The following is a 19,874-nucleotide window of genomic DNA, read 5'->3' as shown; positions in this document are numbered from 1 at the left end:
CCCCGACGTGACGCATTTTTACTTGCGCCTGCTGGCAGCCGCCCTGGCGCTGTGGATAGCTGCTGACTCCCGTGCCGGCAACCAGAAGGAGGAAGCGCTGGCCGACTCGGTTCGGTTGGCGCTGGCACGGTCCATCAGCGACACCCGCCCCCCCAGGATCGAATTCCCGGATATCCAGGAGCGCATCAAATACCTGCACTGGTTGGGTGAAATGTCCGAGCGGCTGAAGAAGCGCATGCCTGACATGCAGATCCGGCGCGAATTCCTGCAGACAGCGTGGTACGAAGCCAAGCGGGCCGGCCTTGACCCTGCCATGGTTCTTGGCTTGATCCAGGTCGAGTCCGCCTTCCGGAAATATGCCGTGTCTCCGGTAGGCGCACACGGTTATATGCAAGTCATGCCGTTCTGGACCCGTGTCATCGGTGACGGCGATCGCAAAAAGCTGTTCCATATGCAGACCAACCTTCGTTACGGTTGCTCTATCTTGCGGCTTTACCTCGACATTGAGCGCGGCAACCTCTATCTGGCGCTCGGTCGTTACAACGGTAGTCGGGGCAAGCCAGAGTATCCGAATGCCGTACTGGCGGCATGGAAGAATTGGGAATTCAAACAATAAATCGCTGGAGCGCGTTCATCCTGCTGCGGCCAGGTAAGGCCAAGGTGAACAGCCGACTGTCCTGCCAGAGGTTTACTCAGCGGTATTTTCAGCTGTAAAAACAAAAACGCCCGCGCGATGCGGGCGTTTTTGTTTGGCCTCTGGAAAGAGAGATTATTGCAGGTGATTGGAAATGAGTTTCGTCATTTCGAACATCGACACTTGCTTCTTCCCGCCAAACACAGCTTTCAGCTTGTCATCCGCATTGATCATGCGCTTGTTGGCATCATCTTGCAGCTTGTTCTTCTTGATGTAGTCCCAAACCTTCTTGGTGACTTCAGTACGCGGCAGCGGATTGGCACCAATCACTGCACCCAAGGTGGCGGACGGCGTCATCGGCTTCATGAACGCTGCGTTCGGCTTGCGTGCGGCCTTCGGTTTTGCTGCGGCTTTCTTTGCTACCGGCTTGGCTGCTGCCTTTTTAGCAGGAGCTGCTTTCTTTGCCGGAGCGGCTTTTTTTGCTGCGGGTTTTGCTGCGGCTTTTTTTGCTACCGGCTTGGCTGCTGCTTTTTTAGCAGGAGCTGCTTTCTTTGCCGGAGCGGCTTTTTTTGCTGCGGGTTTTGCTGCGGCTTTCTTCGCAGCGGGCTTCTTAGCGGCTGTCTTGGCCGCGGGTTTTTTGGCTGTTGCCATCTTCAAGCCTCCTTCACAAAGTGTGTTGGGAAATTGCGTCATATCACGCAACGCTAATAGTGGTGCGGTTTTTCAAGGTATGCAAGTGTTTTTTGATCGTTTTCATATGATTTTTTAGCGTGCGCGAGATGCGATCTTCATAGGAGAAAATGCGATATCGACCTTATGTGAAAGGGGCGTGGCACAGTGAGGCGTACGAGGACGTCGTCACAGTGCACCGCCTCGAGAGGCCATATCGAAGTGACGCGACAAATGTCGATAGGCCGGAGAGCCGCACTGGGCGGGGCTCTCCAAGGGGGTAGGGGGTGTAAGGACAGGGCAGCGGCGCTACTTCGGCACGACGAATATGGCGTTCTGGCAGACGTTATCTCCCGTGCTTGAGCACCAATTTGGTAATGCGGCATTCGCCATTTGAATGCGTCTCTTCTCCTCTGACAGAGCCGTTTTCAGAGCGAGACGCGCTACCGGTCCGCGCTGTGTGCGTTGGATGCAAGCCACGCTTAAGCCGTTGGACTTGAATCGATAGTCGTGAATGGGGATTCGCCAGAGACAGGCTTCGCAGTCACGAACAGGTTTCCGGTGAAGCGATTCGCGCGAACAGCCAAGGTCTTCCTGGGCTGCAAAGAGACCTATCCAGCGGCGGTCGCAGCTTGTTCTGCGGCGCTGCGACAAAGGGAGATTTCGCTCCGAAAGGCTGTCCGGAGGAACGCATTCTCGGTCAGCATGTCCACGGTGGAGAGGAACGTTTGAGCCCGTCAGACGCTATAGCATCCTGCAAGGCGCAGCACTACCGCGCAGACAGGGCGAAAAAAAGCCGGCTTGGTCCGCCGGCTTCCAGTGCAATCGCGAAAGCGACTTAACGCATGCCCCCCGGCAGCATGCCTTTCATGCCGCGCATCATTTTCATCATGCCGCCGCCCTTAAGCTTTTTCATCATCGACTGCATTTGCTCGAACTGGGCGAGCATGCGATTGACTTCCTGGACCTGGACGCCCGCGCCTGCGGCAATCCGGCGCTTGCGCGATGCCTTGATCAGGTCGGGTTTGGCACGTTCCTGCGGGGTCATGGAGTTGATGATGCCTTCCATCCGGCGTACCTGCTTTTCGGCTTGGTCCATGTCGGCATTTCCCGCTGCCTGCTGGAATTGGGCCGGCAGTTTATCGAGCAGGCTGGACAGTCCACCCATCTTTTTCATCTGGCTGATCTGGGACTTGAAATCGTTCAGGTCGAATTTACCGCCGCCCTTGATCTTATCCGCCAGGTCTTTAGCCGCGGCAACGTCGACGCCTTTCTTGGCTTCTTCAACCAGCGCCAGGATATCGCCCATGCCGAGAATACGGTTGGCCATGCGGTTGGGGTCGAAGGCTTCGAGGCCGTCCAGCTTTTCCGCCACGCCCGCAAACTTCACCGGCTTGCCAGTGATATGGCGCACCGAGAGCGCGGCGCCTCCCCGGGCATCGCCGTCGAGTTTGGTGAGTACCACGCCAGTCAGGGGCAGGGTGTCGTTGAAGGCTTTGGCGGTATTGATCGCGTCCTGGCCGAGCATCGCGTCGACCACGAACAGGGTTTCGATCGGCTTGAGCGCAGCGTGCAGTGCCGCAATTTCCTGCATCATCGCTTCGTCGATACCAAGGCGGCCGGCGGTGTCGACGATCAGGACGTCATGGTAGTGCTTCTTTGCATAGTCGAGTGCGGCGAGGGCGATATCGACCGGCTTGTCGGTTGGCTTGGACGGGAAAAAGTCCGCGCCGACCTGTCCGGTCACCGTCTCCAGCTGGCCAATCGCGGCCGGGCGATACACGTCGGCGGAGACTGTCAGCACCTTTTTCTTTTTCTGTTCCTTGAGAAATTTTGCAAGTTTACCGACGGTGGTCGTCTTACCTGCGCCCTGCAGGCCGGCCATCAGGATGACTGCCGGCGGCTGGGTCGCAAAGTTGAGTTGCGATGCTTCGGGGCCGAGATCGGCACCCATGATGGACGCCAGTTCACGCTGCACCACGCCGACCAGCGCTTGGCCGGGTGTCAGGGAGCCGACGACTTCCTCGCCGACGGCTTTTTCCTTCACGCGGGCGATGAATTCGCGGACCGCAGGCAGAGCGACGTCCGCCTCAAGCAGCGCGAGCCGTACTTCGCGCAGCATTTCCGCGGTATTCGATTCAGTCAGACGCGCTTCACCGCGCATCGTTTTCACAACTTTGGCTAGCCGTTGGGTCAGGTTATCGAGCATGGGTTAGGGTATCTCTGGATATTTCTGGAAATGGAAGGTCGCTGCAAGAATGGAAACAGCAGCGGGGAAGCCATCATTTTACCCGATGGCGCTCTTTGGTCTGGTGTTGTCAAGGTCTGCAGCACCGGACTGAAAATGCCTGAATGCAAACTTCGCCAACCCCTGTGTCATGGTGTCCTGCATCGTCTCTGTGCGAGATTCCGCATCTGGCGGACAGGAATGTCCGGCAAACCGCTCTATGGATAAACCGGACGATCATGAGTTCGGGCTTCAAGCCGTGGATTGCCTTGCTGGCGAAATCAATCGGTCTTCTCGCGAGGATATTGCCCTGCATGGCACAAAGCCTGCGTTGGCATAACACACAACTCCGACACAACTTCGCACAATCACACCGCGAGTCTTACACGCGGGTAATATGTGGTCTGCAGCACGCGACGGCAAGGCCGTCGATTTCAACCTGGATGACTGCCGACTAGACGAGCACATGAATACGGCCAAGCAAAAGGCAAGACTATTTCTGGCAGTTGCCGGCGCATGCCTGATTGTCATCGCGGTATACCTGCTCGGTGCAAGCAAGGCCCGCAATGACATACATGCCGCCGGCGACCGGCAACTGCAGATTATCGCCCTCGACCTGGAATCGATGCTTGAGCGTTATGAGACCCTGCCATTTACGCTGGGAGTGAATCCGGAAGTGGTGCAGGTGTTGCTGCAGCCTGCCGACCGCGCCGCGATCCAACGGCTCAACCTGCTGCTTAAGCTGATCCAGCGACAGGCGAAAGTCAGCGCCATTTATCTGATGGATCGGGAGGGCAATACGCTCGCGGCAAGCAACTGGGACGAGGCGATGACCTTCGTTGGAAAAAATTTTGCGTTCAGGCCGTATTTCCGCGACGCGGTTCGTGGAGGGGCAGGACGCTTTTATGGCATTGGAAATGCCACCGGCGAACCAGGATATTTCATCGCACAACCGGTCTATGCTGACAGCATGCACAGGCGGGCGGCCCCGATCGGGGTGATCGCAGTCAAGATCGGTCTGGCGGAATTCGAGCAGACCTGGCGCAGCAGCCAGGAACCGATCGCGCTGGCGGATCGCAGCGGGGTAGTCTTTTTGAGCAACCGTCCGGACTGGCGCTATCACAGCATGACACCGCTCAACGAGCAGGCACAAAGGCATCTGGCGGGCACCCTGCAATACGCAGCCCAAACCATCTACCCGATTGCATCCCTGCCCAGAAGCGCGCGAGCCGGATTCGGGGATCATGTCAGCAAACCTGTCGGCCGGCTGGGATGGCAGTTGATGATGTTTCCCGCGCAGGCAAGGATACATCGTGCAGCCCTGCTGTCCGCGCTCGGTGCCTTTCTGGTGCTGGCGGCGACGGCAATTGGCTATTGGGCGGTCCATCAGCGCCGCCGTCGCCTTGAAGAACGGCAGCAGTCGCGCAAGGCCCTGCAGCAGGCGGCAGAAGAGCTGGACAGAAAAATTGTCCAACGTACCCAGGAATTGCTGCAGGCGAACCAGCATCTCGAATCCCGTTACGCCAAGCTGCAGGAAGCCGAACATCTGCTACGTTCGACCCAGAACGAGCTGGTGCAGGCAGGCAAGCTTGCAATGCTCGGCCAGATGGCAGCCGGCGTCACGCACGAACTCAATCAGCCATTGGCAGCGATCCGGGCCTTCGCGGACAATGCTGTGACGTTCCTGACACGCGGACAAGCCGACAAGGCAGCTGAAAATCTCGGGCATATCAGCTCGGCCAGTGCACGCATGGGCGCCATCATCGGGCAACTCAAGGGCTTTGCCCGCAAGAGTCACGACACGGCCGCCGCGGTAGCGACGGTCGATCTGGCGCAATCGATTCGCGCATCGGCCATGCTGCTGGAAAGCGAATTCCGCCGTCATGACGTGCGGCTCGACATGGACATCGATACCTCGGCGGCGGTGCTGGGAGACGCGGTACGTACCGAACAGGTGCTGATCAACCTGTTGCGCAATGCGCTCGACGCGGTGGAAAACGCAGAGCAGCGCACGGTTGTCGTGTCGCTCGACCGTCAGGAAAAAGATGCGCTGGTGCGGATCCGCGACTCGGGTCCCGGCATCCCGGAAGATGTTGCACAGCATCTGTTCGAACCTTTCTTTACCACCAAGCCTTCTGGTAAAGGTCTCGGCCTTGGGCTCGCCATTTCCTCGTCCATCGTGCAGGCAATGAATGGTCAACTAAGCGCATACAACCTGCCCGAAGGCGGCGCCGAATTTACGGTCAGGTTGCCGCTGGCGGCCGATCAGCATAATGAACACGGAGGAGCACTTGCCAATGCAGGAAGTCATACTGATTGAAGATGAACAAACGGTGCGTCTGGCGACTACCCAGACGCTGGAACTCGGTGGCTTCCAGGTACAGGCCTGCGAAAGCGCCGAGCGGGCACAGAGCATATTGCAGCCCGGCTTTCCCGGAGTCGTGGTGACGGACGTCCGCCTGCCCGGCAAATCCGGACTCGATCTATTGTCGGAAATCGTAGCCGCCGATGCGGATTTGCCCGTGATCGTTGTCACCGGTCATGGCGATGTCGACATGGCGGTAGAAGCCATGCGTGCCGGCGCTTACGACTTCATCGAAAAACCCTTTGCCGCAGAACGGCTGGTGGAAACGGTACGGCGGGCTCAGGAAAAACGCCGCCTCGTGCTGGAAAACCAGCGACTCAAAGCAGCATGGGCATCCCATCCCGACATGCCTGCGCTGATCGGAGAGTCGGCGGCGATCGAACGTGTGCGCACGCTGATCCGTGCGGTCGGTCCGACCGCCGCCGATGTCCTGATCAATGGCCAGACCGGTTCCGGAAAGGAAGTCGTTGCCCGTCATTTGCATGCAGCCAGCGGACGCAAGGGTCCTTTTGTCGCGCTCAATTGCGGCGCTTTACCCGAGGCGATGTTCGAAAGCGAAATTTTCGGGCATGAGGCTGGCGCTTTCACCAGCGCGCAGAAGCGGCGCATCGGCAAGCTGGAGTATGCCAATGGCGGCACGGTATTTCTCGATGAAATAGAAACGATGCCGCTGGCGCTGCAGGTCAAGCTGTTGCGAGTGCTGCAGGAGCGCAGGCTGGAACGGCTCGGCGGAAATGATCCGATCAGCATCGATTGTCGGGTGATTGCAGCCAGCAAGGCCAATCTGCTCGACTTGAGCGCGCAGGGAAAGTTCAGGGAAGACCTGTACTACCGTATCGGTGTCGTGAGTATCGACCTGCCACGTCTGGTCGACCGGCGTGACGACATTCCGCTGCTGCTTGCCCATTTCGTGCAGGGGGCGGCGATTCGCTACCAGCGTCCGGTGCTGGCCTGGACCCATGCGCAGATCGCCCAATGGAAAGCGCGGGACTGGCCCGGCAATGTCCGGGAGTTACGCAATTTCGCCGACCGCATGGTGCTCGGCGTGCTCGATCAGCCCGGTTCCCTGGAAGAGCCGGCGACGATGGCGGCGAATACACTCCCGCAGCAGGTCGACGCCTATGAGCGCATGCTGATCGCCGATGCTCTGACTACCCATGACGGCAACGTCGCGGCAACCGCCGACCATCTTGGTGTGCCGAAAAAGACCTTGTATGACAAACTAAAAAAGTATCAGCTGCCGACCGGAAGGGCGGTCGATGAGAAAGTGACATGACAAATAGCATGACAGCTCGGACAGACTGGCGCGCGCTTGCGACAGTAGCGTAAGCGAGGCAACAGCTTGCCGGGTTGGCGGCCGGACATGGTGTAAACTCAGGAGTCTGTCCATAACCGTCCTTGCGCGATGCACATCACCTTTTTTGTATTGGCAGCGCTGCTCTACGCGACTTGCGCCGTTTTGCCTTCCCGGCAACGGATTGCCATTTCCGCCGGGACTGCGGTCGGCTGGCTACTGCATGGCGGTGCGCTCTGGGCTGACATGGTCCAACCCGGATCGCTGCGTATCGGGTTTGCCTTCGTACTGTCCGCCACGCTCTGGATTTCCGTCGCCGCGTACTGGCTCGAGAATCGTAACTTCTCGCTCGATAGCCTGCGCGTAATGGTCTTGCCCACGGCTGCCGTCGCTGTCATCCTGCCCGGTCTGTTTCCGGGTAGCCTGATTCCTCTCGAGGGCAAATCATCATTGTTCCCATGGCATGTCGTGATTGCCATTCTTGCGTATAGCTCGCTGACCATCGCCGCCTTCCATGCGGTACTGATGGCGCTGCAGGAGGCGCAACTGCACGCATCCCCTGGCGAAGCGCGCGGCCGCTGGCTGGCGCGCGCCATCGACCGGCTGCCAGCGCTGCTGACCATGGAGAAAATTCTGTTCCGCATGATCGCTTTTGGTTTCGCACTGCTGACCATGACGGTCTTATCCGGTATCGTGTTTTCAGAACAACTGTTCGGCATACCGATCAAGTGGGATCACAAGACCATTTTTACCCTGTTGTCATGGATACTGTTCGGACTGCTGCTCGCTGGCCGGTTCTGGCGTGGATGGCGCGGCAAAATGGCCTTGCGCTTTACCCTGACTGGATTTGCGACCCTTTTGCTTGCGTATGTCGGTAGCCGCTTCGTCCTGGAAGTGGTGTTGCATCGGAGCCTGGCATGAAGTTCCTCCTTTGGGCGGTGATTATTGTCTTGGTCGTGATGTGGATCATGCGCGAAAAAAAGGTCAGCGGCGCCGTGCGCGATGCGCAAAAAGGCACCGGACGAGAGGCGCTCCCTGAGCCGCAGCCGATGATACAGTGCGCGGAATGCGGTCTTCACCTGCCGGCATCCGAAGCGCTGGCAGGTCCGCACGGCATGATTTTTTGCAGCGAAGAACACCGGTTGCGACATGCCGGTCGTTGACTTGCGGGCAATGGCAACACGCATGTCGGCGAGCCGATGATGGGCACCGTACTGCAGCGGCGGGAAAGCCGCGAAACCTTTTGGCGCACCCTGCAAACCTTCTGTGCGACGCGTGTTGTGATCACGGTGGTGCTGCTTGTCTATTTCGGCATCAACGCATTCCGCGAATCGCAGGTCGGCAATGGCTATGCCGAATGGCAAACCTGCCTGCTCTATCTTGTGCTCGCCTTCGGTTTCGGATCGCTCTCCATCTATGTACAGCGGCGCTTCATGTTGCAACTACTGGCGCAACTGGTGGTCGACATTAGTGCGATTTCGATTTTGTACATTGCCGCCGGTGGCGCGCGCAGCGGCCTGGCGATTCTTTACCTGTTTCCATTGTCCGGTGCGGCGGTCCTGGCGCCGCTGGTGCCGGCGCTGTTCTTTGTCTCCATCGTCACGCTGATCCTGCTGGGCGAAAGCCTGTACCAGTTACTGTATTCAATGGTGGATACCTCGCCTTCTCAGGCGGGCCTCTACGGCGCTGCATTTTTCGCCGCGATCTTTGTCATCAACCGCCTTGCGGCCAAGCTGATCAAGCAGGAAGACCTTGCGGCACAGCGAGGCAGGGACCTGCAATTACAGGAGGCAATCAATCGCCTGGTGATCGCGGACATGAACGATGGGATTCTCGTGGTTGGTGACGACACGGAAGTTTTCGCCGGTAATCCCGCTGCCGAACGCATGCTGGGCATGTCGGTTGCATATGGTCAACCACGCTACAAACTGACCGACCGCGAGACCCTGACACCGATCGCCGATGCCTTCTTTGCATGGCAGCAAGCCGCCGTTGGCCGCACAGCAGATGACGGATCGTCCACTTATGTCAGGGTGAAGCCGGGCGACGATATGGGAGTGACGCGGCCAATGTTGACGCGCGATCGTCGGCGCGACCTGCATACACATCTGAAATTGCGCTTTGCTTCGGTGAAGAGTGCCGGTCTCAGCAATGACCGTACCGTGATTTTCCTGCAGGACGTCAGCGAAATCGAAAACCAGGCGCAGCAACTCAAACTGGCATCGATGGGCCGTCTGACCGCGAGCATCGCTCACGAAGTGAGGAACCCCCTGTCGGCGATCTCCCATGCGGCTTCCCTGCTGAGCGAAGACCTGGTCCAGCCGACCGAAAAGCGTCTGCTCAATATCGTCAGCGACAATGTGGTCCGACTGAATCGCATGATTGAAGACATTCTGAAACTGTCTCGCAAGGCGCATACGCAGGCCGAGCCGCTGCAGTTGGCGCCCTTCCTGTCGGAAGCGGTGCTCGAACTGCGGGAAACCCACAAACTTGCGCCCGACATGATTGCCGTCGGTCCGATGGACAACGCCCGGGTTTGGTTCGACCCGCTGCATTTGCGCGAGGTAGTCATGAATCTGTTAACCAACGCACTGCGCTACGCCAGCGGACGGTCTGGGAGTATACGTCTGCTGGCGGTGTCGCCGACTTCCGAGCGTTTCGAGTTGCATGTGCAGGACGATGGGCCGGCCATCACGCCCGAAGTGAGGGCGCATCTGTTCGAACCGTTTTACACTACGTCCAGCAAGGGGACCGGACTGGGGCTATATGTCGCCCGAGAACTGTGCCTCAACAATGGTGCGATGCTCGATTATGAATACCGGATGGATCTCTCCGGTGATGGCCGCGACGAGCCGAGCGGACGTTTTGTGATTACCTTCGCCGTATAGCGTGCCGGGTACAGCGCCTGGCACACCAATGATTGATATGAATATTATCCATGACAGCACCCCGTATCCTGGTTGTCGATGATGAAGCTGACCTGCGTGAACTGCTAGAGATCACGCTGATTAAAATGGGGCTGGATGTCGATTGCGCCGACTGTTTGGACGCGGCACGCCGGCTTTTGCAGCAAACCGAGTATGCCCTGGTCCTGACCGACATGCGCCTGCCCGATGGACTGGGCATTGAACTGGTGCGCGAAGTCGCCTCTCTATATAAGAACACACCGATTGCCGTGATCACTGCTTTCGGCAGCACGGACAATGCCGTTTCCGCCTTAAAAGCGGGTGCGTTCGATTATCTGACCAAGCCGGTCGCGCTCGATCAGTTGCGCCAGATGGTGCGGTCGGCGTTGCGGATCCATACGACCGAGGCCGGTGGTTCTGCATCGGGCGTCTCCGCGACGGGAGGCGATTCCTGTCTGGTCGGCCAGTCCGTCGTCATGCGCGACTTGCGTGCGCAGATTGTGCGCCTTGCGCGCAGCATGGCGCCGGTGTCAATCACCGGCGAATCGGGCAGCGGCAAGGAATTGGCGGCACGCGATATCCATGCGCACAGCGCCCGGGCCGACAAGCCTTTCATCGCCGTCAATTGCGGTGCTATTCCGGAGGCGCTGATGGAAGCCGAGTTTTTTGGCTACCGCAAAGGCGCCTTTACCGGTGCAACCGACGATCGCGACGGTTTTTTCCAGGCTGCGAACGGCGGCACGCTGATGCTCGACGAAGTCGCCGACCTGCCACTCGCCATGCAGGTAAAACTGCTGCGCGCCATCCAGGAACGCCGGGTGCGCAAGGTCGGCGCCACGGTCGAAGAGCCGGTTGACGTGCGTATCATCAGCGCGACGCACCAGAATCTGGCCGAATGCGTGGAGCAGGGAAGATTCCGTCAGGACTTGTTTTACCGGCTCAATGTCATCGAGCTGCGCTTGCCGCCATTGCGTGAACGGCTCGACGATATCGGCTTGCTCTCCGATGCCATTCTTGCGCGCCTGGCACTTGGCGGTACGCCTGCGGTATTGAGTCCCGCCGCACTGAATGCCTTGCGTGCCTATTCATTTCCCGGCAATGTGCGAGAACTCGAGAACGTACTGGAGCGCGCGATGGCATTCGCCAACGACAGTGCCATCGAGGTGGAAGACCTGGCACTGAAGCAGACCGGTCCGGGAGCTTCAGCGAGCGTGCGCCCCGCCACAGCCGCCGCGTCTTTGTCGGGACAGCCCGAACCTGTCTTGATTCCACCGGCACCGTTGCCGGTGCCGCCGGTGCCGCCGGTGCCTGTGGGGCCGAAAATGGACGTGGCCGACACCGCGGAGGGGAGCAACGATGATGTGTGTACGGCCCAATCCGGTAACGACTTGCCTGCGTCGCTTCCCGACTATCTCGACCAGGTCGAGCGTGAAGTGATCTGTCGCGCGCTCGCCAAAACGCATTTCAACCGGACCCAGGCCGCCGAACTCCTGGGCATCAGCTTCCGCCAGCTACGCTATCGCATGCAGCGCCTGTCCATCCACGAACCCGAATCATGAACCGATTCCAGATTGATGCCGACGGCTGGTCTTCCGGCGTGGAGCGCCAGCCTTCACCCAACTTCGATCCACGAGCACCCGGTACCGTGGTGGACCTGCTCGTGATCCACAATATCAGCCTGCCGCCGAGCCAGTTTGGCGGACCCTATATCGCCGATCTGTTCGGTAACCGGCTCGACTGCGATGCGCATCCGTACTTCGATCAATTGCGGGCGTTGCGGGTGTCGGCGCACTTCCTGATCCGGCGCGATGGGCATGTCATGCAATTTGTGTCGGCGAACGATCGCGCATGGCATGCCGGCGCGTCCAACTTTTGCGGCCGTGAGCGCTGCAACGATTTCTCGATTGGAATCGAGCTGGAGGGCACGGACTTCGATCCCTTTGAGGATGCGCAGTACGATGCACTGGCTGACCTGACCTCTGCGCTTGAGGCTCGTTATCCGTTAACCGCCGTTGCGGGACATGAACATATTGCGCCCGGACGTAAAACCGATCCCGGTCCGCACTTCGACTGGGACCGTTTCCGCAAGTCCTTGATTCGAAACAAGTGCGTTTCCATCACACAATCGAATCTGCGTTTTCCAGCTTGAAGCGAGGAAAAGTCAACCCTGTTTACGCAGGAAATTTGTTGTGCATCCCATAAAAAAGATATTGCAACATCCTAGGCCAGCCACTAGAATTAGTCTCAATCACAGCGGGAACCACTAGATGTAGTAGTTGCTCTAACGGGTGCTGTGAGTCCCTTACAGGGCTGTTCAAGTAGTTCATTAGCGTAATAGTTGTTATGTAGCGGGTGGGCAGTGAACAGCTCTCCCCATTAAATGCAAGCCGTGCGGAACGATGCCAGATGTCAGGCAGAGACTCGTTCGCGCCATAAATGCATGGTTTGCACGAATACGTGAACGCTGCCCGCATGGGGTGTTCTAAATCAATAACCATAGACAACAGCTGCACGGCTGTCGCGTTACGTCAGGAGGCAAGATGCTCGCAAATCAAGAAATCAATCAAAAATCCACCGCCGAATTCGGTCTGATCCCTCCGCATGCTCCTACCTCCGCTTCCACAGCCAACATGAACGTCAACCTCGGCGACTACAAAGTCATTCGCCGCAACGGTGCGGTCGTCGGCTTCGAGCCGTCCAAGATTTCGATCGCCATGACCAAGGCTTTCCTCGCCGTGAACGGCGGGCAGGGCGCGGCATCGGCGCGCGTGCGTGAACTGGTCGAACAGCTGACGAACGGCGTGGTCTCGGCATTGGTGCGTCGCCAGCCGGCAGGCGGCACCTTCCATATCGAAGACGTACAGGACCAGGTTGAACTGGCGTTGATGCGCTCGGGCGAACATGATGTGGCCCGTGCCTACGTGCTGTACCGCGCCAAGCGGATGGAAGAACGTGCGCAGCAGCAAGCCGCCAAGCCGACCGACGCACCGCAATTGCATGTCACCGAAGATGGTCAGCGTCGTCCGCTCGATCTCAACCAGGTCCGCGACCTGATCACCGCTGCCTGCGTCGGCCTCGAAAAGCATGTTGACGCGGAAGCGATCCTGGCTGAAACGGTCAAGAACCTGTACGACGGCGTGCCGGTCGAGGAACTGCACAAGTCCGCCATCCTGGCTGCCCGCGCGCTGATGGAAAAGGACCCGGCCTATAGCCGCGTGACCGCTCGCCTGCTCATGCACACCATCCGTAAGGAAGTGTTCGGTCAGGAAGTTGCACAAGCCGATGCCGCTGCACATTACGTCGAATACTTCCCGAAATACATCAAGAAGGGAATCGAAGCCGACCTGCTCGATACCAAGCTGGCCCAGTTCGACCTGAAGAAACTGGCTGATGCACTGCAACCCGACCGCGACCTGCAATTCGGCTACCTCGGCCTGCAGACTCTGTACGACCGCTACTTCCTGCATATCGAAGGCACCCGCATCGAAATGCCACAGGCTTTCTACATGCGTGTCGCGATGGGCCTGGCACTGAACGAGATCAACCGCGAAGCCCGCGCGATCGAGTTCTACAACCTGCTGTCGTCCTTCGATTTCATGAGCTCGACACCAACCCTGTTCAATTCCGGTACACAGCGCTCGCAACTGTCGTCCTGCTACCTGACCACGGTTGCCGACGATCTCGACGGGATCTACGAAGCCATCAAGGAAAACGCGCTGCTGGCTAAATTCGCTGGCGGCCTGGGCAATGACTGGACGCCGGTGCGTGCACTCGGCGCCCATATCAAGGGCACCAACGGCAAATCGCAGGGTGTGGTTCCCTTCCTGAAAGTCGTGAACGACACCGCCGTCGCCGTCAACCAGGGTGGAAAGCGCAAGGGCGCAGTCTGTGCCTACCTGGAAACCTGGCACATGGATATCGAGGAATTCCTCGATCTGCGCAAGAACACTGGCGATGATCGCCGCCGTACACACGACATGAACACCGCGAACTGGATTCCCGACATGTTCATGAAGCGCGTGATGGAAAAGGGCGAGTGGACCCTGTTCTCGCCGTCGGATGTGCCTGACCTGCATGAAAAGTTTGGTAAGGCCTTTGAAGAAGCCTACACCGGCTACGAAGCCAAGGCTGCCCGCGGCGAACTGAAGTTGTTCAAGAAGGTTCAGGCGCTCGACCTGTGGCGCAAGATGCTGTCGATGCTGTTCGAGACCGGCCACCCATGGATCACATTCAAGGACCCATGCAACATCCGTTCCCCGCAGCAGCATGTTGGCGTCGTTCACAGTTCCAACCTGTGCACCGAGATCACGCTTAACACCAACGAGTCCGAAATCGCGGTCTGTAACCTCGGTTCGGTCAACATGCCGGCCCACATGAAGGACGGCAAGCTGGATCACGTCAAGCTGCAAAAGACCATCCGCACCGCGATGCGCATGCTCGATAACGTGATCGATATCAACTATTACGCAGTCAAGAAGGCACGTGATTCCAACCTGCGCCACCGTCCGGTCGGCATGGGAATCATGGGTTTCCAGGATTGCCTGCACATGATGCGCATTCCGTACGCCTCGATGGATGCGGTTGAATTTGCTGACCGTTCGATGGAAGCCGTCTGCTACTACGCTTACTGGGCATCGACCGAACTGGCGGAAGAGCGCGGCCGTTACAGTTCCTACCGTGGCTCGTTGTGGGATCGTGGCATCCTGCCGCAAGACTCCCTGAAACTGCTGGCCGAAGAGCGCGGCGGGTACCTCGAAGTGGACACCACCGAGACCATGGACTGGGCATCGCTGCGTGCACGCATCAAGGAACATGGCATGCGCAATTCGAACTGCGTGGCAATCGCGCCGACTGCAACGATCTCGAATATCATCGACGTGTCTGCCTGCATCGAGCCGACTTATCAGAACCTGTACGTGAAGTCGAACCTGTCCGGTGAATTTACCGAGATCAACGAACACCTCGTGCGTGACCTGAAGGCGCGCGGCCTGTGGGATGAAGTGATGGTTGCCGATCTCAAGTACTTCGACGGCAGCCTGGCCAAGATCGACCGCATTCCGCAAGACCTGCGCGAGATCTACGCCACCGCATTCGAGGTCGAGCCGAAGTGGCTGGTCGAAGCCGCATCGCGTCGCCAGAAATGGATTGACCAGGCGCAATCGCTGAACATCTACATGGCCGGCGCCTCGGGCAAGAAACTCGACGAAACCTACAAGCTTGCATGGTTGCGTGGCCTGAAGACCACGTACTACCTGCGCACCATCGGCGCGACACACGCCGAGAAGTCGACCACCAAGGCAGGTGCGTTGAATGCGGTATCCGCTAGCGGCAGCATGAACAGCGGCATGTCGTCCGCACCGGTCGCGACAGCGTCCGCGGCGACCGAAGAGCTCGCAGGTCCTGCTTGCATGCTGCGTCCGGGCGACCCGGGCTTTGAAGAATGCGAAGCCTGCCAGTAACATTCGGGACCTGAAGACCCGAAGCAAAAGCCGGTCGGCGACCACGGATCGCCGCCGGCTTGAAAGTGCCGCGCAAAAACCGCGCTTGAACAACACACAAGTACAACTACAATACCTGTAAGGAAGATCGACCATGCTTAGTTGGGATGACGAAGTAACTCCAGTCGCAAGACCCGCTCAGGCTCCGCAACCGGCGCTGGCGCCGGCGTCCTCGTCGGCATCGCATGCACTGTCCCCCAATGCGCAAATGAATGCGCAGCTCACCAATACCCCGATGAATCCGGCCCTGGTCGCCAAGCCAACCGCCGCCGAGGAGTCGCGCCGCGTGAACGCTGCGGACAAGCGCATCATCAACGGCCAGACTGACGTCAATCAGCTCGTTCCGTTCAAATACAAATGGGCATGGGACAAGTACCTGGCCGGTTGCGCCAACCACTGGATGCCGCAAGAGATCAACATGCAGCGCGACATCGAGCTGTGGAAGAACCCGAACGGCCTGACCGAGGACGAGCGTCGCCTGGTCAAGCGCAACCTCGGCTTCTTCGTCACTGCCGACTCGCTGGCCGCCAACAACATCGTGCTGGGCACCTACCGCCACATTACGGCGCCCGAGTGCCGCCAGTACCTGCTGCGCCAGGCATTCGAGGAGGCAATTCATACCCACGCTTATCAGTACATCGTGGAATCGTTGGGCCTGGATGAAGGCGAGATCTTCAATGCCTACCATGAGGTTGCATCGATCCGCGACAAGGATGAATTCCTGATCCCCTTCATCGACGTGCTCACCAATCCTGAATTCAAGACCGGTACCGTAGAAGCAGACCAGACGCTGCTGCGCTCGCTGATCGTGTTTGCATGCCTGATGGAAGGCTTGTTCTTCTATGTCGGCTTCACGCAGATCCTCGCGCTCGGTCGTCAGAACAAGATGATGGGTGCAGCTGAGCAGTATCAATACATCCTGCGCGATGAGTCGATGCACTGCAACTTCGGGATCGATCTGATCAATACAATCAAGCTCGAGAATCCGCATTTGTGGACTGCAGAATTCCGTGAAGAGATTAAATCGTTGTTTTTGCGCGCTGTGGAGTTGGAATATCGCTACGCAGAGGATACAATGCCGCGTGGAGTGCTTGGTTTGAATGCGCCGATGTTTAAAGGGTACCTGCGATTCATCGCAAATCGACGCGCGCAACAGATCGGTCTTGATCCGATGTTCCCGCAGGAAGAAAATCCTTTCCCGTGGATGAGCGAGATGATCGATCTGAAAAAAGAACGCAACTTCTTCGAGACTCGTGTGATCGAATACCAGACCGGTGGTGCACTGAACTGGGAATAAGCAAGAACAGAAAGAATAAGCCCGTCTCGAAATGAGCGGGCGGTCGGAGACAAAGCAGTTGACCGGAATAAGACCATGAGGTGGCCGGTGGCTGAAAACCTGAAGGACTATCACCTAAGTTAATGGACAGTAGACGAACGACCAGATCATCTCTGTTATCGCCGCTGAACCCGACGCTGTCGGGAAAGGCGGCTTTTTCCCTGAAAAACCTGTTGGTTTTTGTGAAAGAGTATTCCTGCGCCGGCTTTGTTGCCGGCGTTTTTTTTGGCTACGGCAATCGCGACGCCCTTTGCGCGCGATAGAAGTCCTCCGTCACGACCGACGCGCGGCGTGATTTTCAGAAGAGAGGCGTAGTTGAAAAAGGCTGAAGTGCTGCATGAATGAGGTGATGCAGCAGTTCAGCTGGTGCCGAATTCATTAGCGCAAGCAGAAGCTTGCTTGCGCCGATGAATAATCCGCATGACCCATCGCGATGGGGCAGGCGGGTTTACAACCTCGTAGTTTGAATTTTCCATCACGTGAAGGAGAAACAAATGGCAACAGCAAAGAAAGCGGCTGCGAAAAAAGCAGCCTCGGCAAAGAAGCCGGCAGCAGCAAAGAAGCCTGCAGCTAAGAAAGCAGCAGCTCCAAAGAAGGCAGCAGCAGCGAAGAAGCCGGTAGCTAAGAAGGCCGCAGCTCCTAAGAAAGCAGCAGCAAAGAAGCCAGTAGCCAAGAAAGCTGCAGCTCCTAAAAAAGCAGCAGCAAAGAAGCCGGTAGCCAAGAAGGCAGCAGCTCCTAAGAAAGCCGCAGCGAAAAAGACTGTAGCCAAGAAAGCTGCAGCTCCTAAAAAAGCAGCAGCAAAGAAGCCGGTAGCCAAGAAGGCAGCAGCTCCTAAGAAAGCCGCAGCGAAAAAGACCGTAGCCAAGAAAGCAGCAGCTCCTAAGAAAGCCGCTGCGAAGAAGACTACAGCCAAAAAAGCTGCAGCTCCTAAGAAAGCCGCCGCCAAGCCTGCTGCGAAAAAAGCTGCAGCACCCAAGAAGGCTGCTCCGAAAAAGGCCGCTGCGAAGAAATCCGCTGCCAAGCCTGCCGCTGCACCTGCGGTAAAGACAGTGTTGAATCCGGCAGCGGCATGGCCGTTTCCGACCGGCACACGTCCGTAATAGCTGAGCTTGCTCGCAGGCCTGATTAAGTTCAGGCAAAATGCCCGTTGCGTGGCCCTCGGCCGCACAACGGGCTTTTTTCATGTGGAGACCAGATAGTGCTGACTAGCATTCTTACTTTGATTGTCGATGCCATTGCAGGCATATTGGGTGGCGTCCTGTTGCTCCGATTCTGGATGCAGGTGGTGCGCGTACGCCCACCAAATTCGCTGGGCCAATTCATTTTTCAACTTACCGACTGGTTCGTGCGGCCAATGCGCCGTATTCTCCCTGGTGTCGGCGGCTACGACTGGGCCAGCCTGATCGGCGCCATTCTTGTCATTGTCCTGGCTGTCGCGATCGATCTCGCCATCGTCTCGCGTTTCTCGGTCGATTTCCTGGTCGTGCTGTCACTAATTCGGTTCTTTGAGTGGATCTTCTATGGCTTCATGGGCCTGCTGATCATTGAAGCCATATTTAGCTGGGTCAATCCGCATGCACCCCTGGCGCCCTTCATCCGTGCGCTCAACGACCCCTTGCTGCGGCCGCTGCGTCGCGTGGTACCGTTGATCGGCAATGTCGACCTCAGTCCACTGGTTGCGCTGATCCTGCTGCGTATCGCCCTGATGCTGGTTACCACCCTCATCACTTCGCTGGCCTGATGAAAGAGTGGTGCGCCCCGATGCCCGGCGGTGTGCGCATCACCGTGCAGGTTCAGCCCAATGCGAAGAAAAGTGAAGTCGTTGGCGTACATCTTGATGCCCTGAAGATCCGGTTGCAAGCGCAGCCGATCGAGGGCAAGGCAAATGATGCGCTGGTGAAGCATCTCGCCGACACGCTGGGTTGCCCAAAAAATCGCGTCACGATCACGCATGGACACACCAGTCGGCGCAAGAGTGTGGAACTTGTCGGCGTAACGCCAGAAGAAGTGCAGCGTCTGCTCACATCGGCATGATGCGGTTGCAGTCATTCAAAAGGAAGCCATCGCGCTGATGACGGGGCATGGCGGTATGCTGAAAACCGGAAATGTTTGATATCCCGCATACGTCGCAGCCGCATCAGCAAGAACGAAGACCGGTTATAGTATTGTCGCCGCACCGTCAGCGGGTCAGTCGCATTTGCCCATTGTTGGTTGTTACTTTCACGATCTCGCCAACACGAAAGCTCTCGTTGGGGGCTACCGCAAAAGTACGCAGCTCGCCATTGTCGAGGCGGACTGTGACCTCGGTGCTGCTGCGGCCGGAACTCGACTGTTCAGCATGCTGGCCCGCCATACCGCCAGCAACCGCACCGCCGATTCCTGCAATCGCGCTGCCGGTGCCGCTACCAATACGGCTTCCGGCGACGCCACCCAGAATGCTGCCGACAAAGGAGCCAATACCGGAGTTGTGGCCGTCCCGCAGGACGACGTCCTTCACTTGCGTTACTTGCGCGTTCTGTATCAGAAAGCTGCCTTGAGTAGAGGAAACCATAGGCGGAACCGGAGGAGGCGATGTACAGCCGACAAGCGCAATGCTCGTCAACAGGAACATCAACATTCTTCCATTATTACGCATGCCGCCTCCAACACAATATCTGCTTGCGCTATCCGAGAGCATGCAGCTACGTGACTGCTACAGGAAGTCACGAGCCGGAAGCGGATCTCGATTTACGCAAAGCGATAACCGAATGCCTTCTGGAACTGCTCTTCGATTTCGACACGGGTCAGAGCGTGATTCTGCCCACCCTGATAAGCGATCTGACCCTGCCTCGGTTTCACGTACAGCATGTCATGCATCCATCAGCGTTTCCTCAGCTTGAACCGGAGTGCGATATCCGGTTGAGGAATGAATTCGCTGACGATTGTAATACCCTTCGATCCAGTTC

16 protein-coding genes are annotated in these 19,874 nt (G+C 57.9%); 13 read left to right on the top strand and 3 right to left on the bottom strand.

Annotation, left to right across the window (positions count from 1 at the left end; all coding sequences use genetic code 11):
- Window positions 1–7 precede the first annotated feature (7 nt).
- Window positions 8–616: a lytic transglycosylase domain-containing protein gene (locus ACFQUU_RS13860; RefSeq protein WP_382248040.1), complete on the top strand. Its 609-nt coding sequence runs from the start codon at window positions 8–10 to the stop codon at window positions 614–616.
- A gap of 153 nt (window positions 617–769) precedes the next feature.
- Here the strand turns inward: ACFQUU_RS13860 and ACFQUU_RS13855 are convergent, their stop codons facing one another.
- Window positions 770–1,285: an SWIB/MDM2 domain-containing protein gene (locus ACFQUU_RS13855; protein WP_382248038.1), complete on the bottom strand. Its 516-nt coding sequence runs from the start codon at window positions 1,283–1,285 to the stop codon at window positions 770–772.
- 856 nt (window positions 1,286–2,141) lie between these two features.
- On the bottom strand, window positions 2,142–3,512 hold the full coding sequence (ffh, locus tag ACFQUU_RS13850; protein ID WP_382248036.1) for a signal recognition particle protein: 1,371 nt from the start codon (window positions 3,510–3,512) through the stop codon (window positions 2,142–2,144).
- Between the two features lie 484 nt (window positions 3,513–3,996).
- Between ffh and ACFQUU_RS13845 the strand changes: the two genes are divergently transcribed.
- The 12 genes from ACFQUU_RS13845 to ACFQUU_RS13790 all read left to right on the top strand — a co-directional run bounded on the left by ACFQUU_RS13845 (window position 3,997) and on the right by ACFQUU_RS13790 (window position 18,963).
- On the top strand, window positions 3,997–5,850 hold the full coding sequence (locus ACFQUU_RS13845; protein WP_382248519.1) for an ATP-binding protein: 1,854 nt from the start codon (window positions 3,997–3,999) through the stop codon (window positions 5,848–5,850).
- Complete coding sequence (locus tag ACFQUU_RS13840; RefSeq protein ID WP_382248034.1) at window positions 5,828–7,171, top strand: sigma-54-dependent transcriptional regulator; 1,344 nt, start codon at window positions 5,828–5,830, stop codon at window positions 7,169–7,171. Before ACFQUU_RS13845 ends, ACFQUU_RS13840 begins: the two co-directional genes overlap by 23 nt.
- Window positions 7,172–7,300: 129 nt before the next feature.
- A complete protein-coding gene (locus ACFQUU_RS13835; RefSeq protein WP_382248032.1) occupies window positions 7,301–8,110 on the top strand; it encodes an inner membrane protein YpjD in 810 nt (269 codons plus the stop codon).
- Window positions 8,107–8,352, top strand: a complete 246-nt coding sequence (locus ACFQUU_RS13830; protein ID WP_382248030.1) for a PP0621 family protein — start codon at window positions 8,107–8,109, stop codon at window positions 8,350–8,352. Before ACFQUU_RS13835 ends, ACFQUU_RS13830 begins: the two co-directional genes overlap by 4 nt.
- 36 nt (window positions 8,353–8,388) lie before the next feature.
- A complete protein-coding gene (locus ACFQUU_RS13825) occupies window positions 8,389–10,077 on the top strand; it encodes a nitrogen regulation protein NR(II) (protein ID WP_382248028.1) in 1,689 nt (562 codons plus the stop codon).
- Between the two features lie 50 nt (window positions 10,078–10,127).
- Window positions 10,128–11,654 carry a sigma-54-dependent transcriptional regulator gene (locus ACFQUU_RS13820; RefSeq protein WP_382248026.1) on the top strand — a complete coding sequence of 509 codons (1,527 nt, stop codon included), beginning with the start codon at window positions 10,128–10,130 and terminating at the stop codon, window positions 11,652–11,654.
- The gene (ampD, locus tag ACFQUU_RS13815; protein ID WP_382248024.1) at window positions 11,651–12,244 is read left to right on the top strand and encodes a 1,6-anhydro-N-acetylmuramyl-L-alanine amidase AmpD; all 594 of its coding nucleotides are present in this window, start codon (window positions 11,651–11,653) and stop codon (window positions 12,242–12,244) included. Before ACFQUU_RS13820 ends, ampD begins: the two co-directional genes overlap by 4 nt.
- Before the next feature lie 391 nt (window positions 12,245–12,635).
- The gene (locus ACFQUU_RS13810) at window positions 12,636–15,554 is read left to right on the top strand and encodes a ribonucleoside-diphosphate reductase subunit alpha (RefSeq protein ID WP_382248022.1); all 2,919 of its coding nucleotides are present in this window, start codon (window positions 12,636–12,638) and stop codon (window positions 15,552–15,554) included.
- A 133-nt stretch (window positions 15,555–15,687) separates the two neighbouring features.
- Window positions 15,688–16,890 (top strand): ribonucleotide-diphosphate reductase subunit beta, encoded by a 1,203-nt coding sequence (locus ACFQUU_RS13805; protein ID WP_057290129.1) that lies wholly within the window; start codon window positions 15,688–15,690, stop codon window positions 16,888–16,890.
- A gap of 533 nt (window positions 16,891–17,423) precedes the next feature.
- Window positions 17,424–18,029, top strand: coding sequence for a histone H1-like DNA-binding protein (locus tag ACFQUU_RS13800; RefSeq protein WP_382248019.1), 606 nt, complete (start codon window positions 17,424–17,426; stop codon window positions 18,027–18,029).
- Between the two features lie 98 nt (window positions 18,030–18,127).
- A complete protein-coding gene (locus ACFQUU_RS13795; RefSeq protein ID WP_382248017.1) occupies window positions 18,128–18,670 on the top strand; it encodes a YggT family protein in 543 nt (180 codons plus the stop codon).
- Entirely contained in the window at window positions 18,670–18,963 is a 294-nt protein-coding gene (locus tag ACFQUU_RS13790; RefSeq protein WP_382248015.1) for a DUF167 domain-containing protein, read from the top strand. The genes ACFQUU_RS13795 and ACFQUU_RS13790 overlap by 1 nt, the downstream gene beginning before the upstream one ends.
- 145 nt (window positions 18,964–19,108) lie before the next feature.
- Here the strand turns inward: ACFQUU_RS13790 and ACFQUU_RS13785 are convergent, their stop codons facing one another.
- Window positions 19,109–19,480, bottom strand: coding sequence for a glycine zipper 2TM domain-containing protein (locus ACFQUU_RS13785; protein ID WP_382248013.1), 372 nt, complete (start codon window positions 19,478–19,480; stop codon window positions 19,109–19,111).
- Window positions 19,481–19,874: the final 394 nt, after the last annotated feature.

It is taken from the genome of Herbaspirillum sp. GCM10030257, from assembly GCF_042666555.1.
Taxonomy (GTDB): domain Bacteria; phylum Pseudomonadota; class Gammaproteobacteria; order Burkholderiales; family Burkholderiaceae_D; genus Noviherbaspirillum.
The sequence above is the reverse complement of the archived record's forward strand: the minus strand, read 5'-3'. Positions and strand labels throughout refer to the sequence as shown.

Bases quoted from the DNA above. Each gene is read 5' to 3' on its own strand.
- ACFQUU_RS13855 (WP_382248038.1), bottom strand. From the start codon at position 1,285: ATGGCAACAGCCAAAAAACCCGCGGCCAAGACAGCCGCTAAGAAGCCC.
- ffh (WP_382248036.1), bottom strand. From the start codon at position 3,512: ATGCTCGATAACCTGACCCAACGGCTAGCCAAAGTTGTGAAAACGATG.
- ACFQUU_RS13845 (WP_382248519.1), top strand. From the start codon at position 3,997: ATGAATACGGCCAAGCAAAAGGCAAGACTATTTCTGGCAGTTGCCGGC.
- ACFQUU_RS13840 (WP_382248034.1), top strand. From the start codon at position 5,828: ATGCAGGAAGTCATACTGATTGAAGATGAACAAACGGTGCGTCTGGCG.
- ACFQUU_RS13835 (WP_382248032.1), top strand. From the start codon at position 7,301: ATGCACATCACCTTTTTTGTATTGGCAGCGCTGCTCTACGCGACTTGC.
- ACFQUU_RS13830 (WP_382248030.1), top strand. From the start codon at position 8,107: ATGAAGTTCCTCCTTTGGGCGGTGATTATTGTCTTGGTCGTGATGTGG.
- ACFQUU_RS13825 (WP_382248028.1), top strand. From the start codon at position 8,389: ATGATGGGCACCGTACTGCAGCGGCGGGAAAGCCGCGAAACCTTTTGG.
- ACFQUU_RS13820 (WP_382248026.1), top strand. From the start codon at position 10,128: ATGACAGCACCCCGTATCCTGGTTGTCGATGATGAAGCTGACCTGCGT.
- ampD (WP_382248024.1), top strand. From the start codon at position 11,651: ATGAACCGATTCCAGATTGATGCCGACGGCTGGTCTTCCGGCGTGGAG.
- ACFQUU_RS13810 (WP_382248022.1), top strand. From the start codon at position 12,636: ATGCTCGCAAATCAAGAAATCAATCAAAAATCCACCGCCGAATTCGGT.
- ACFQUU_RS13805 (WP_057290129.1), top strand. From the start codon at position 15,688: ATGCTTAGTTGGGATGACGAAGTAACTCCAGTCGCAAGACCCGCTCAG.
- ACFQUU_RS13800 (WP_382248019.1), top strand. From the start codon at position 17,424: ATGGCAACAGCAAAGAAAGCGGCTGCGAAAAAAGCAGCCTCGGCAAAG.
- ACFQUU_RS13790 (WP_382248015.1), top strand. From the start codon at position 18,670: ATGAAAGAGTGGTGCGCCCCGATGCCCGGCGGTGTGCGCATCACCGTG.
- ACFQUU_RS13785 (WP_382248013.1), bottom strand. From the start codon at position 19,480: ATGGTTTCCTCTACTCAAGGCAGCTTTCTGATACAGAACGCGCAAGTA.